At 45.0% G+C, this 13,081-nt stretch carries 11 protein-coding genes and 1 pseudogene; 3 read left to right on the top strand and 9 right to left on the bottom strand.

Annotated features, from left to right (window positions below):
* Positions 1-9: 9 nt before the first annotated feature.
* Positions 10-744 carry a DNA-binding response regulator gene (locus QUA83_RS15900; RefSeq protein ID WP_333294142.1) on the bottom strand — a complete coding sequence of 245 codons (735 nt, stop codon included), beginning with the start codon at positions 742-744 and terminating at the stop codon, positions 10-12.
* A gap of 63 nt (positions 745-807) precedes the next feature.
* Complete coding sequence (locus QUA83_RS15895; RefSeq protein ID WP_333294140.1) at positions 808-2,400, bottom strand: glucose-6-phosphate isomerase; 1,593 nt, start codon at positions 2,398-2,400, stop codon at positions 808-810.
* A 574-nt stretch (positions 2,401-2,974) separates the two neighbouring features.
* On the opposite strand from QUA83_RS15895, the gene dusB reads away from it, so the two are divergent.
* Positions 2,975-3,985, top strand: coding sequence for a tRNA dihydrouridine synthase DusB (dusB, locus tag QUA83_RS15890; RefSeq protein ID WP_333059203.1), 1,011 nt, complete (start codon positions 2,975-2,977; stop codon positions 3,983-3,985).
* A gap of 99 nt (positions 3,986-4,084) precedes the next feature.
* Complete coding sequence (argF, locus tag QUA83_RS15885) at positions 4,085-5,005, top strand: ornithine carbamoyltransferase (protein WP_333294138.1); 921 nt, start codon at positions 4,085-4,087, stop codon at positions 5,003-5,005.
* Positions 5,006-5,284: 279 nt separating this feature from the next.
* Here the strand turns inward: argF and QUA83_RS15880 are convergent, their stop codons facing one another.
* The 7 genes and pseudogenes from QUA83_RS15880 to QUA83_RS15850 form a co-directional block, all read right to left on the bottom strand.
* Positions 5,285-5,866 (bottom strand): Uma2 family endonuclease, encoded by a 582-nt coding sequence (locus QUA83_RS15880; protein ID WP_333294136.1) that lies wholly within the window; start codon positions 5,864-5,866, stop codon positions 5,285-5,287.
* 170 nt (positions 5,867-6,036) lie between these two features.
* The gene (locus QUA83_RS15875; RefSeq protein ID WP_333294134.1) at positions 6,037-7,650 is read right to left on the bottom strand and encodes a family 10 glycosylhydrolase; all 1,614 of its coding nucleotides are present in this window, start codon (positions 7,648-7,650) and stop codon (positions 6,037-6,039) included.
* Between the two features lie 107 nt (positions 7,651-7,757).
* Positions 7,758-7,883 (bottom strand): annotated as a pseudogene (locus QUA83_RS15870) (alpha-E domain-containing protein); the annotation flags it as partial.
* Positions 7,884-7,887: 4 nt separating this feature from the next.
* Positions 7,888-8,670, bottom strand: coding sequence for a Rho termination factor (locus QUA83_RS15865; protein WP_333294131.1), 783 nt, complete (start codon positions 8,668-8,670; stop codon positions 7,888-7,890).
* Entirely contained in the window at positions 8,663-10,030 is a 1,368-nt protein-coding gene (locus tag QUA83_RS15860; protein ID WP_333294129.1) for an AAA family ATPase, read from the bottom strand. The genes QUA83_RS15865 and QUA83_RS15860 overlap by 8 nt, the downstream gene beginning before the upstream one ends.
* Positions 10,031-10,345: 315 nt before the next feature.
* Positions 10,346-10,627, bottom strand: coding sequence for a type II toxin-antitoxin system RelE/ParE family toxin (locus QUA83_RS15855; protein WP_333294126.1), 282 nt, complete (start codon positions 10,625-10,627; stop codon positions 10,346-10,348).
* Positions 10,617-10,859, bottom strand: a complete 243-nt coding sequence (locus QUA83_RS15850) for a CopG family transcriptional regulator (RefSeq protein ID WP_333294124.1) — start codon at positions 10,857-10,859, stop codon at positions 10,617-10,619. Before QUA83_RS15850 ends, QUA83_RS15855 begins: the two co-directional genes overlap by 11 nt.
* 105 nt (positions 10,860-10,964) lie before the next feature.
* On the opposite strand from QUA83_RS15850, the gene QUA83_RS15845 reads away from it, so the two are divergent.
* Positions 10,965-12,974, top strand: a complete 2,010-nt coding sequence (locus QUA83_RS15845; RefSeq protein WP_333294122.1) for an Eco57I restriction-modification methylase domain-containing protein — start codon at positions 10,965-10,967, stop codon at positions 12,972-12,974.
* Positions 12,975-13,081 lie beyond the last annotated feature (107 nt).

Raw genomic sequence — 13,081 nt, 5'->3', positions numbered from 1 at the left:
CGTTGGCGGTTATCTGACTAAATGGTGTTCCATCGCAAAGCGAACGAGTTCTGCACGGTTGTTGCTTTCAGTTTTTCTGAACAAGCTGCTGACGTGCTTTTCGATCGTTCGAGGGCTGAGGTGGAGTGTGGAGCCTATTTGAATATTAGAAAGACCTTCTGTCAGCAAATCTAGGACTTGTCGCTCTCGCTGAGTCAAAGTCGGAGCATTTTGGCTGGGAGATGCCCGTGAAGCGGAGCTATCCCGTAGGGAATCGCCTGTGTTTGACTTTTGAGTTAAAAAATCTGCTTCTGGCTTGTCATTGGCTCTGCTGCGTGCCTCTGTTGGCATTGGTTCGGGTTCCGGGGAACGAGAGGGTGCCTGAGCGATAAGAGCGTAGCGATCGAGCAAAGAGCGAATAACCGCCCCCAATTCTTGGAGTTCAAAAGGTTTAGCCAGATAATTGTCGCACCCCATCTGATAGCCGCGAATCCGTTCCTGCGTGGTCGTGCGTTCCGTCAAAAAAATCACCGGCAGCAAGCGGAAAGCGGGACGAGTCCGAACTCGCCGCACAAATTCGTAGCCATCCATCTCCGGCATTGTAATGTCGGTAACAATCAAGTGGGGCTGAAATTCATCTACCAAACCTAAAGCTTCTTTGCCGTTCTCAGCAGCGATTACAGAGTATCCGGTAATTTCTAGATAATCGGTAATTGACAAGCGAGTCGCGAAATCGTCGTCAGCAACCAGAATCGTTAATGGCATGGGGGAATTAAAAATTAAACATTAAAAGTGACTAATTTCACTTTTAATGTTTAATTCTACTGTTTAATTCTCTTGATAACTTGCAGTTAAAGTAGCCGGTTGTCCTAATTTGCCCTCCAAAGCTACGCCGCGCCCGTTGGCTGCCAAATGCCGCAGAGTTTTATAAATTGTCTCGATTTGCTCTGGTCTTCCTGCTTTTTTTGCTAGTTCTGCTACAGACAGAGGTTTTTGGGCGTCTTTGAGCACTTGCAGTACCCGTTGCTGCAAGTCTAATACAGCAGCGGCTGCTTTTTTGCCTGCTTCAACCCCTGGCTGGTGATAGGCATTGACATTCACCAAGGAACCGTAAAAACCTACGGCTCTTTCGTAGAGGGCGATTAATGCTCCTACTGTCTCCGGGTTGACTTGGGGAATTGTGACAGTAATGGAATCTCGGTGATTTTCGTACAAAGCTTGTCGAGTTCCCTGCAACAAACCGGACAAATAATCTCCGGAAGTGACGCCGGTTTCTACTTCTGGGGAAATGCCTTGCCTGTCTTGCAAAACTTCGATAAATGTTAGGAAGAAATTCGGCACGCCGTCTCGCAGTTGCTGGACGTAAGCGTGTTGGTCGGTGGTGCCTTTGTTGCCGTAAACTGCGATTCCTTGATGAACTGTATTGCCGTCTAAATCTTCCTGTTTGCCGATCGATTCCATGACTAATTGCTGCAAGTAGCGGCTGAACAATAGCAGTGAATCTTTATACGGCAAAACTACCATATCTTTTTCGCCACGTCCGTTGCCAGCAAAATACCAGGACATTGCTAACAAGGCGGCGGGATTATGTTTGATTTCGGTGGTTCTGGTAGCTTCGTCCATGACTTTAGCACCATCGAGCATCGCCCGAATGTCTATGCCTTGCAAAGCTGCGGGCAAAAGTCCGACTGCTGACAATTCGGAAGTGCGTCCTCCCACCCAATCTGCCATTGGAAAAGTGGTAATCCAGCCTTCGGATTTGGCTAATTTGTCTAGTTGGCTGTCAACTCCGGTGATGGCAATTGCTTGTTTGGCAAAATCCAGTTTTTCGGCGGCGAAGGCTTTTTGAACTTCGATCATGCCGTTGCGGGGTTCGGGAGTGCCGCCGGATTTGGAGATAGTAATTACTAGGGTGCTGGCGAGTTTGTCTTTGATTTTGTTGAGGACTCGATCGATCCCAGCCGGATCTGTGTTGTCGATAAAATGTATTGCTAGGGGCGGAATGTCTGGGGATAAAGCTTCGGCGACAAATTGGGGGCCGAGGGCCGAACCGCCGATGCCGATCGAAATTATGTCGGTAAATTGCGGAGCAAAGGGCGGTTTAATATCGCGGTTTTGAATTTTCTTGACAAATGCTTCGACTTGTGCTATGCCTTCGACTATTTCTTGTTTTAATTCTGGAGTTGGAGCTAAATCAGGGTTTCGCAGCCAGTAGTGGCCCACCATGCGGTTTTCGTCGGGATTGGCGATCGCACCTGCTTCTAAAGCTGCCATGTCTTTGAAAGCTTTGTCAAATTTGGGCTTCAGTGCTGCTGCGAAAGCGTCGTCGAATCCCATGCGGCTGATATCGAGGTAAAGTCCCAATCCCTCGTGATAGTAAAGCCAGTCTTGATAGCGTTGCCAGAGTGCTGCGGCGTCCATAGGAATTCTCTACAATTTTTTTAATGTTCGATCGGCGTCGTCAGGAATCCACCAATTGTAGTTTAAAACGATCTGATGTACGGCATTTGCAGAATCCTAATAAATTTCAGCATTAATCGTCTGAAGGCAGCCGGATCTGAAGGCAGGCATAGCATTCGGCAGAATTAAACAATAAAAATATGACTTGGGCAACACTCTTAGTAGGTAGATCCCCCATTAATGGCCGCACCCCATAGATATAGCCTTTCTCAGTAACATGAGGTGTACGCTTGATAAGCGGGCATAGGGCATAGGGCATAGGGCATAGGGCATACCTCACTTTATTGAGAACTGCTGTAGATCGAAAGTCAAGCAGCAGCGGCACAGAGATTTAAATGCGGTCGGGGTTGGGCTTTGGGCCCTGGTTTAAAAATATTCAAATGCAGGCGATCGGAATCTGTAAAATAGGCATTGCGGTCAGGTTAAATATACTTTTAGCTGCCACTCAATAATCGGCTAAAAATATAGTTAACAACGGTCAACTATCGGAAGTGTAGTATAATATACAGATATTAGAATTAAAGTGCGATCCACTATGCTTGCTCTATCTCCAGAATTAAAAGAAAGGTTAGCAACTCCGCTCAAAATCGGCGATTTTGAAGTTAAAAGCCGCGTCCTGCAATCACCCTTATCCGGCGTTACCGATTTGGTATTTCGCCGCCTGGTGCGCCGCTACGCGCCGGATTCGATGATGTACACGGAAATGGTGAACGCTACGGGTTTGCACTACGTGAAGCAACTGCCGAGAATTATGGAAGTTGACCCGAACGAGCGGCCGATTAGCATTCAATTGTTTGACTGCCGGCCGGATTTCTTGGCAGAAGCGGCACAGAAAGCAGTGGCAGAAGGAGCGGATACAGTTGATATTAATATGGGCTGTCCGGTTAACAAAATTACTAAAAACGGCGGCGGTTCTTCCCTGCTGCGAGATCCAGAAACGGCCGAGGCAATTGTGCGGGCTGTTGTGGAAGCAGTAGATGTTCCTGTCACGGTTAAAACTAGGATTGGTTGGACTGACAAAGAAATTAATATTTTGGAATTTGCGAAGCGGATGGAAGATGCGGGAGCAAAAATGATTACCGTGCACGGCCGCACTCGATCGCAAGGTTACACCGGCCCGGCAAAATGGGAGTGGATTCGCCGAGTTAAAGAAGTTTTATCAATTCCAGTTATTGCTAACGGGGATATTTTTTCAGTGGAAGCAGCGATGCGATGTCTGGAAGAAACCGGCGCCGATGGAGTGATGTGTTCGCGGGGAACTTTGGGCTATCCTTTTTTGGTGGGAGAAGTTGATTATTTCTTGAAAACTGGTGTGGAAAAGATAGCTCCGACACCAATTGAACGCCTCGAATGTGCTAAGGAACATTTGCGGGCTTTGTGGGAATATAAAGGTGAAAGCGGTGTCTCCCAAGCGCGCAAGCACTTAACCTGGTATGCTAAGGGTTTCCCCGGCGCTGGGGAATTGCGGGGCGTGTTGGCTGTGGTAGAAACGGTTGAACAAGGTTGCGATTCGATCGATCGCGCGATCGAGCAATTGCCCGCATAAACCTTACCCGCAGATGTCAACTAGGGGTTACAGAAACAAAATTTACCTCTGCGGGCTAAGATTTAAGACAAAGTTAAAAATTTGTGTGTGGGGGAAAGCATGGATTCCTTAAAAGGGCGAGATTTATTAAGTCTGGCAGATTTAAGCATTGACGAATTAAATTATTTGCTGGATCTAGCAACCAGTTTAAAATCGGGAATGGTCAAGCTGAAACGCAATAAAGTTCTCGGCTTGTTATTTTCCAAAGCTTCAACGCGAACCAGGGTAAGTTTTACGGTAGCAATGTATAAATTGGGAGGGCAAGTGATTGACCTCAATCCCAACGTTACCCAAGTCAGCCGCGGCGAACCTTTGGTAGATACAGCAAGGGTTTTAGACAGATATTTAGACATTTTGGCGATTCGGACTTTCGAGCAAAAGGACTTAGCAACTTTTGCCAATTATGCGAAAATTCCGGTGATTAATGCCCTGACAGATGACGAACACCCATGTCAAGTCCTGGCGGATTTGATGACAGTAAAAGAGTGTTTTGGCAAGCTAGAAGGATTGACACTGACTTATTTGGGCGATGGCAATAATATGGCAAATTCGCTGATGTTGGGCTGTGCAATGACGGGAATGAATGTAAGAATTGCTTGCCCTCAAGATTTCCAGCCAAATGCTGAGATAGTGGAAAAAGCTAAGAATATTGCTAATGGAAAAACAGAAGTTACTGTGACAACGGACGCAGAAGCTGCTGTGAAGAATGCTCAAGTGATTTATACTGATGTTTGGGCAAGTATGGGACAGGAAGAGGAAGCCAAAATCAGGATTCCTTTGTTTAAGCCATATCAGGTAAATGAACAATTGCTGAAGTTAGCAGATAAGAATGCAATTGTATTGCACTGTTTGCCCGCCCACCGAGATGAAGAGATTACTGATGCAGTGATTGAAGGCAGTCAATCGCGCGTTTGGGATCAGGCAGAAAATCGGATGCACGCTCAGCAAGCTTTGCTCGCAAGCATTCTAGAAAGCGATTAGGTTTGTATGTAGTAACGACTTCAGTCCTTAAAGATGTTGTCAGTAAATATGTCGCCAGTTCGCCAGTCCGCCAGGGGTTTAAACCCCTGGCTCAAAGCTTAAGTCGGTTTTAACCGACTGCGATTATTAGATTTATTGTATCGATTTTGTATGCAAATAAAATTGCCGATGAATTCAAAATAGTTGGCGGTTTTACAAACAGATTAAATACTTGCCTCTCTCTCTGCGTCCTCTGCGCCCTCTGCGGTTAATAAAAATTATTAAGTTCGCAGCGCGCACCTATGGCATAATTGGTGGCAACATTGCCTGAATGGCGATATTAAAAGTAGGAAATTGCAACGGAGAAACGATCGCGCTTTCTCCCAGAATAACCTCGCTTTGATACCCATCTTCCGCAGGTTCTCGAAAAACGTGCAGTTGTCTTTCGTTGACATTTAGCACCCAATAATCGGCAATTCCCGATCGCGCATAAATTTTAGCTTTAATTTCGCGATCGAAAGTTAAGCTGCTGTCTGCCACTTCGATAATGAGATATACCTCTGAGGGAGTCGGATGGTGAGTCGCATAGTCAAAAGGATCGATTCTGACTACGGCGATATCTGGTTCGGGTTCGGAATTGTCATCAAGGGCGATCGGGCTTTTATTATAAACAGGAGCCTGATTTCCCAGAAGATTGTGCAGCAGGCTAGCAGTGCGTCTTGTGGCGGCAGCGTGAAGAGTTCCTTTTGCACTTATTTTTATAATATTTCCTTCAATTAATTCGACTCGTTCTTCGGGGTGAAAAATTCCGATTTCTCCCAGCTTATGATACTCTTTAACTGTCCATTTACGGAGCGTGAAAGGGGCTTCTGTCGTTAGCATATCCCGATGGATAAATTTATAACTGATTTAACTGGTTCCCAGGCTTTGCCTGGAAACCGATATCTAGAGGCTCTGCCTCGCAAGCTTTTATCGAAATTGGAGGCAGAGCCTCCGGATAGGCGTTACCAGGCAGAGCCGGGTAACGAGTAAACGAGTAACGAGTAGAGCAGTTAAGATGCTCCGAGATTGATTTTTGTTACTTCACCGGCGACAACATTAACTGTTTGTTGAATTTGACTTCCGTCAACTTTCAACTGATAAGTTCCCGGAGAAAGCTCGATCGCCCCAAACCATCCTTTGCCATCGGCGCGCAGTTGACGCACCTGGCCAGCAGCATCGATCGACTGCAATGTCAAGCTGGCACCGTCGCAAGTTTGAGCGCACCGCTGCAAATTTCCGGCGATCGCACCTGTAGTCGGTCGCGACTTCCAAGGCATATCGGGAACCGCTGCTGCTGTCGCCCACACAGGCTGAGTTTCATAGGTTTTGCCCGTCGCAGCATCAACGTATTGACTCGGCACAGAAAGCGCGGTGTAAAACAAATCGTTGCTTTGGGGAACGTATTTCCAAGGCTGGCGGGGCAAATCACCGCTACCGCCCGATCGCAGTTCCACATTCGTGTAGACGTTGCTGCTAGCGTAGGAATACAGCACGGTACCGGCTACGTTATTCCCTTTCGCAGACGGCTGTTCGGCGCGACGAATCTGGCCTAGAGTGTCTTCAATGTAGTTGAGGTAATTGCCGGGGCCGATCGCAATTTGGCGGTTGTACTGGTGGTCTTTGGCGTACTCGATCCAGTTGTCATAAGCGAGTTTTTGCGATCGTTTGTACTCGCGCTGGTAAGTCATCGGCATCGCCATATCTACGATCCCTTCTTCCAGCCAAGCGCGCCAATCTTGCAATACTTCTTTGTAAGGCTGCGTTTGATACCACCCTGCATCGTTTTTCGGGCCGTCTCCCCAGGCGATCGTGGCGGCGGTAATTTTAACGCGCGGTTTAATCGCAAGGCTTTCTACATAAAGCTTCCGCACTAAATTTGTCACCTGATCGCGCCGCCACTGCATCCAGGCGGGATCGGTGGGTGCGGGTTTGCCCGATCGACCTGTTTGCTGATTGAAACGGGCGATCGCAGTCGGATTGTAGCCCCAAGTCGGCCCGCCGTAGCGCACATAATCCAACTGTACGCCGTCCACATCGTAGCGCTTCAGCAAGTCCAAATAGACGGAAACAGTATAATCTACGGCGTCTGGATGACCCGGATCGAGATAGCCTTGGGCTTCCCCACCGTAAGTCAGCATTGCCCAATTGTCGCTGCCGGGGGCCGAAGGCCCGTGTTGTTGCCAAACGTGACCGGCGGGAAGTTTGGTGCCCGAAACCACGGGCAGCGTCACCATCCAAGCGTGTACTTCAATGCCAGCGGCGTGGGCTTTGTCAATCAAATCTTGGAGGGGATCGAAACCGGGGGGAACGTTGGGATCGAGGGTGCGGGGTTCGATCGCACTCGTGTAAAAAGCATCGCCACGGCGGCGGACTTGGGCGACGATCGCGTTGGCATTTGCCCGCTGCGCGTCTGCGATCAATTTTGTGACTTCTTGAGGGGTTTTGAAGCCGGGGTTGAAGGCGTCCACCCAGAATGCGCGAAATTCGGCGGTTTGGGTTTGTGGCGGCATAGTTGCGCTAGCGCGGGATGGGAAGTTGGAGAACCAACCAGGAGTCAGCAGAAAACTAATTGTTAAGCCAATCAGGAACAAGCTTGACAAAAAGAATGTTTTGGTATTTCGCATCAGAAATGTGTGAGAGAGCGTTTAACAGTCCTTTACGGACTTTTGGTTTGAGCGTCCGCTTGACATTTTCGCACAATGGTACATTAAGTGGGTCGATCGGTAAATAGTTGAGTAATACCGCTGGGAGAGTCGAGAATGAGATTAAAATTAACCTCGGCAAAATGGGCGATATTTTCCGATCTTTCAATATAGCGGTTGAGCCAGTAAATTGAATCCGCTACACCACTTAACATAGTTTTACAGGCTAAATACGGTTTTAATGATTTTCATTTTGGCTGTATCAATGCCGCATTCAAGTTTGGAAATTGGATTTAGGCTTTTCCACTTGCCTTTATTCGCGGTGAAGATAGCATCGGCTGTTTTTTCAGGATCGATATTTTCAAAGCCTCCTATTTTATTAGTTGATAAGTAATTGAGACGATCTAAAATTTCATCTCTTGATGCACGTTTCAGGCTAACTGCTTCAGGCGGTGGCGGTGGTGGCGGTGGCGGTGATATAGAAAATACTTTACCAATCAAATCTAATCTCGCCTTAGTCAAACCACATTGTAACTTAGTCAGGGGGGTGAAATCTGACCATTGCTCACGGTTAGAATCTACAATTTTATTTGCCGTTTCAACGGGTTTTACATTCTTCCAATTATGCTCTTTAACTAAGTATTTAAGTACAGCTATAATAGTATCTTTTGATGCTGTACTCAGATTGACTTGGGGATTTGCTTCTCGCGCTAGAATCTTCGCTTGTTCAATATTTGATGGTTTTGGGTCAATGACAATACACCATACTAAATCTAATTTGGCTTGTTGAGCTACAGCATAGACAAAGTGATTGCTCACAACTTGATACTGATAGTCGCCTGTTTCTTTAACGATAATCGGAATCCAATTGCGATTACCTGCGTGCAAGACGGCTTCGGCGGCTCCAGCAATGATAAACTCTGACTCAGAGCAGGGTTCTGCTGACTCAATTTTAGATAACTTCAAGTGCATTAACTTACCGATGTTCTCAGAATTACTCATACAAAAAATACTCCTTCGCTAATTTTAAGTAATATTCAGCGGCTTTTTTGTGTTGAAAAACCGCTGGTTTTCGAGAAAAAGCTGCACTTGAAACAACTTCATATTCTGGAACACTGAATATAGTTGTGTCAATCACCGTTTTTATAGATTTAGGCCAATAATAGGGTAACAAATTAGGATCGAGAATATAATTCTCTCCTTTCTTCAGTGTAAGAATTGCTTTAATTTCTGCATTTGCTCTTTTGATAGAAGCCTCTGTTTCTTTATGTTTATTGAAAAATATCGGCAAGGCAATAGGGCCACCGTCCTGCCTAAGCTTCTTAACTTCAGGTAAGAATACTTTAATCACTTTAGCAGCATTTTTTAAAGATGAAAAATTATTGTGTTCTGTTGGCATGAGGATTACATCAGAAGCTATCACACAGCTTTTACTAAAAAAAGTCCAGTTCGTAGGTGCATCAATTAAGATGTAATCATAATTACGAACAAAAATATCAAGCAAATCTCGCAGCTTTGCTGAACCTTTCTCAATTTGTGCTTCATAATCATAAGCCATGAACTTCGATAATTCTGAATCAGATGGGATGACATCAAACACCTTAACTAATAGACCTGCTTTATCCTTCAGATTAAATGCTTGAAGAGTTTCTTTAACATTCAATGCTTGATCAACCAGGCAATCAGATAATTTGACTTTTCCCTCCTGTAAGCCTAATGAATCGGTTAAATCTCCTTGTTGTGGATCGAAGTCAACAACAAGCACTTTTTTGTGCTGTTGTCGAAGAATCGCAGCCAAGTTGATTGTAGTTGTAGTTTTTCCCACACCTCCTTTATCATTATAGATGCAAATTGTTAAAGCTTTGGGTGGGTTTTCCAGCAAGTTCTTAATTTTAGTAATAATTTCAATAATATTATCTTTGGTTATCCTCATGCAGTCAGTAGCAGGCAATACGATTTTACCATGTTTACGGAATAGCTGGATATCTGTTGAGTTAGTGATCATACCCCATTGAGATGTTTGGCACTTAGGAGCAAGAAGATAACCGGTTATCTGTTCTTTAGCTTTTTTGTACGCGGGAGTACCTTCTGCTAAGTTAATGATGGCATTTCCTGATACTCTCCCTTTAACTTCAATGATTAAGTATGGGTTAATCTTAGCCACTGAAAATTTATCATCATCGTGATTCTTGCGAGCAGCAAAATCAGCAGTACCCTTTCCTGTTTTAAACTGTTGTACCCACTCATCAGATGTGAATCCCAGTGCAGTAAGAAGGCGTTTGACAAATCGATCTTCGACTTCTGACTCTTCTGCATTCTCTGAAATACTATCTAAAACTTCATTCCAGTTGATAGTTGTCATGATTTAGGCCTAGATACTTAAGTAAAATCATAACGCTTGGTTTGAGTTTGTGTCATCGTTAGCTACCTCCCTATCTAGCTATATGAACAGTCAACATACTTTTGGATAAGTTATATATTTTCTAGTGCGCTTGACATTTTTGCATATCGGTGCAGTTTTGGGCGAAAATAAACTGAACTCGAAATCGCACTTTTTGAACAAATGATAGTACCGCACTTTCAAACGCTAGCCCTTCCGGGTAACAGCTACTCAACTGCAAGCAATTTACTCGATCGAGTAGATGGCTGGCGCCCAGAATCGCGTCGGCAACATCACCTAATTTTCTGGATACTTTCTTGAACTGTGAAGGATACGGAGAATTTCTACGTTTTCTTCTTTTACTTGATAGATGATGAGATAAGAGGTATTGGAAATGACAAGTTCTCTAGTAGCTTCTACGCGACCCACTCTACCCATAAAAGGAAACTCGGCGAGTTGACATACAGCACTCTGAATCCTTAAAATTAATTGCCTTGCTGCCTCTGGATCGTCTTTGACAATATATGCGTGAGCCTGTTCTAGATTTCGCAAAGCTTGTCGCAGCCACTTAATTTTCATTAGTCAATTTGACAAAAACTGCTTGAACTTCATCATCGCTGGCAAAGTCTCCAGCTTCCGCCTCGGCAACGCTTTTGTTAATCTCATCAAGCAGCCATTGATAATTTTCTAGGTAAGAAGCGATCGCTTCGTTCAAAACATAAGTTAAATCGCGATCGGTGACAGTAGCGATCGCCTTCAGCGCCTCTTTTTTTTCGCTATCAAGGAGAAATGTAAAATTTTCTTGACTCATGGCTGCCCTTTGCTGTTATGGGAAGAGAGTAAACTGGTACTATGATAGCGTAGAGATTCCTATTTTGGCGAAAATAAACTGAACTCGCGAGCACTTTTTGAACAAATGATAGTACCGCACTTTCAAACGCTAGCCCTTCCGGGTAACAGCTACTCAACTGCCAGCAATTTACTCGATCGAGTAGATTGCTGGCGCAAAGAAGCAACCCGAAAGTTGCAGCAAAGCCAGAGAGGAGAAAAAGGACAATTTTTAACACCTTCCTCAGTCGCAAGTTTGATGGCGGGACTGTTTGAATTTAACTGTCCCGATATATCGCTTTTAGATGCCGGTGCTGGAATTGGTTCCCTGTTAGCAGCCGTTGTTTGCGAGCTTTGTCAGCGCCCAAACAAACCACGCAGCCTGCACGTTACAGCTTATGAAATTGACCTTATTTTGATTGAATACCTCAAGCAAACTTTAGAAGTATGCAGTATTGAATGTCAGCGTTTTGGGATATCTTTTACCTGTGAGGTTCGCGAAATTGATTTTATTCAAGACAGCGCCGATATGTTGCAACCCAATCTATTTACACAACCAGTAAAACGGGAATTTACCCATGCAATTATCAATCCACCCTATGCCAAGATAGACGCTAAATCCCAAGCCAGAACCTTGCTCCGTTCTATAGGACTAGAAACCAGCAATCTCTACGCTGGCTTTACAGTTGCTGCTGCTCACCTGCTCAAACCAAACGGTGAATTAGTATCGATTACTCCCCGGAGCTTTTGCAACGGTTTATACTTTCGAGATTTCCGCAAAGTATTCCTTCAAATGATGGCTTTACGCCAACTACATATCTTTGAATCCCGACAGTTGCCATTTCGCGATGATGCGGTGCTGCAAGAAACTATTATTGTGCGCGCCACCAAACAAATAGAACAGCCAGATACTGTACTAATTACCTCAAGCAGCAGCGTGGGCGACGACCTGGTTTTGTCTCACCAACTGGCCTATACCGCCCTAATTAATCCCCAAGATTCCGAGCAATTTATTCGGATTTTACCGGATTCTGTCAGCCAGAAAGTAGTCGAGCAAATAGCTCAATTTACTTGCACCCTAGACGAATTAGGCTTAACAGTTTCTACCGGAAAAGTTGTAGATTTTCGTGTTCGCTCTGACTTGCGGCTAAAACTTGAAGACGGTACTGTTCCGCTGATTTATCCCGCACACTTCTCGGCTGGCGGTGTTGAATATCCCACAGCCACGAGAAAGCATCAAGCTTTAGCCGTCACGGAAAAAACTGCTGCACTCCTCGTACCTAACGAACATTATGTTTTGAGCAAGCGCTTCTCGTCAAAGGAAGAGAAAAAGCGAATTGTTGCAGTTGTCTGGGATGCCAATAAAATTAATAGTTCTAGCGTTGGTTTTGAGAACCATTTGAATTACTTTCACCAACAGGGACGTGGATTAGACCTCACCCTCGCGCGGGGATTGGCAGTTTATCTAAATTCGAGTTTGGTAGATGCGTTTTTCCGACTGTTCAACGGACACACTCAAGTTAATGCTACGGATTTACGCAATTTGAAGTATCCTAATCTAGAGCAATTACTTTTACTTGGTAGTGAAATTGGAGACATATTTCCTACACAGCGGGAACTCGATCAACTTGTCGAGAGACAACTGCTGAACGCAACAAATCCGTTAGAAAATAGTCCGATGACAATCAAGAACCGTATTGAGGAATCTCTAGAAATACTTGCAGCGCTGGGTTTTCCAAAAGGTCAGCTTAACGAACGTTCAGCCTTAACTCTTCTGGCTTTGCTTGACCTCAAGCCAAAGGATGCTTGGGAATTGGCAAAATCTCCACTTCGGGGAATCACACCAATTATGGAATTTATGGCTCAGCAATACGGTAAAAAGTATGCACCAAATACGCGGGAAACTGTGCGCCGCCAGACGGTGCATCAGTTTTTAGATGCAGGTTTAATTGTTGTTAATCCTGACAGTCCCGAATGTCCGGTGAATAGTCCAAAAACTGCATATCAGATAGAAGAAAATGCTTTAGAACTGCTGCGAACTTATGAGAGTTCTGACTGGGAAAAGAATGTTCGCGCTTACCTCGTTCATTTTAACTGAGATATTGCACCATTGTCAATTACTTGTTTAGGAACAGGCAAGATGCCTGTTCCACAAGAAATACACTCTTTGTGGAACAGGCATCTTGCCTGTTCTTGACAATGGTG

Source organism: Microcoleus sp. K1-B1 (genome assembly GCF_036704705.1).
Lineage (GTDB): Bacteria > Cyanobacteriota > Cyanobacteriia > Cyanobacteriales > Microcoleaceae > Microcoleus.
The sequence above is the reverse complement of the archived record's forward strand: the minus strand, read 5'-3'. Positions and strand labels throughout refer to the sequence as shown.

Excerpts from the sequence above, each read along its gene's own strand:
- QUA83_RS15895 (WP_333294140.1), bottom strand. The coding sequence starts at position 2,400 with ATGGACGCCGCAGCACTCTGGCAACGCTATCAAGACTGGCTTTACTAT.
- argF (WP_333294138.1), top strand. The coding sequence starts at position 4,085 with ATGGATTCCTTAAAAGGGCGAGATTTATTAAGTCTGGCAGATTTAAGC.
- QUA83_RS15880 (WP_333294136.1), bottom strand. The coding sequence starts at position 5,866 with ATGCTAACGACAGAAGCCCCTTTCACGCTCCGTAAATGGACAGTTAAA.
- QUA83_RS15845 (WP_333294122.1), top strand. The coding sequence starts at position 10,965 with ATGATAGTACCGCACTTTCAAACGCTAGCCCTTCCGGGTAACAGCTAC.
- QUA83_RS15865 (WP_333294131.1), bottom strand. The coding sequence starts at position 8,670 with ATGAGTAATTCTGAGAACATCGGTAAGTTAATGCACTTGAAGTTATCT.
- dusB (WP_333059203.1), top strand. The coding sequence starts at position 2,975 with ATGCTTGCTCTATCTCCAGAATTAAAAGAAAGGTTAGCAACTCCGCTC.
- QUA83_RS15900 (WP_333294142.1), bottom strand. The coding sequence starts at position 744 with ATGCCATTAACGATTCTGGTTGCTGACGACGATTTCGCGACTCGCTTG.
- QUA83_RS15860 (WP_333294129.1), bottom strand. The coding sequence starts at position 10,030 with ATGACAACTATCAACTGGAATGAAGTTTTAGATAGTATTTCAGAGAAT.
- QUA83_RS15855 (WP_333294126.1), bottom strand. The coding sequence starts at position 10,627 with ATGAAAATTAAGTGGCTGCGACAAGCTTTGCGAAATCTAGAACAGGCT.
- QUA83_RS15875 (WP_333294134.1), bottom strand. The coding sequence starts at position 7,650 with ATGCGAAATACCAAAACATTCTTTTTGTCAAGCTTGTTCCTGATTGGC.
- QUA83_RS15850 (WP_333294124.1), bottom strand. The coding sequence starts at position 10,859 with ATGAGTCAAGAAAATTTTACATTTCTCCTTGATAGCGAAAAAAAAGAG.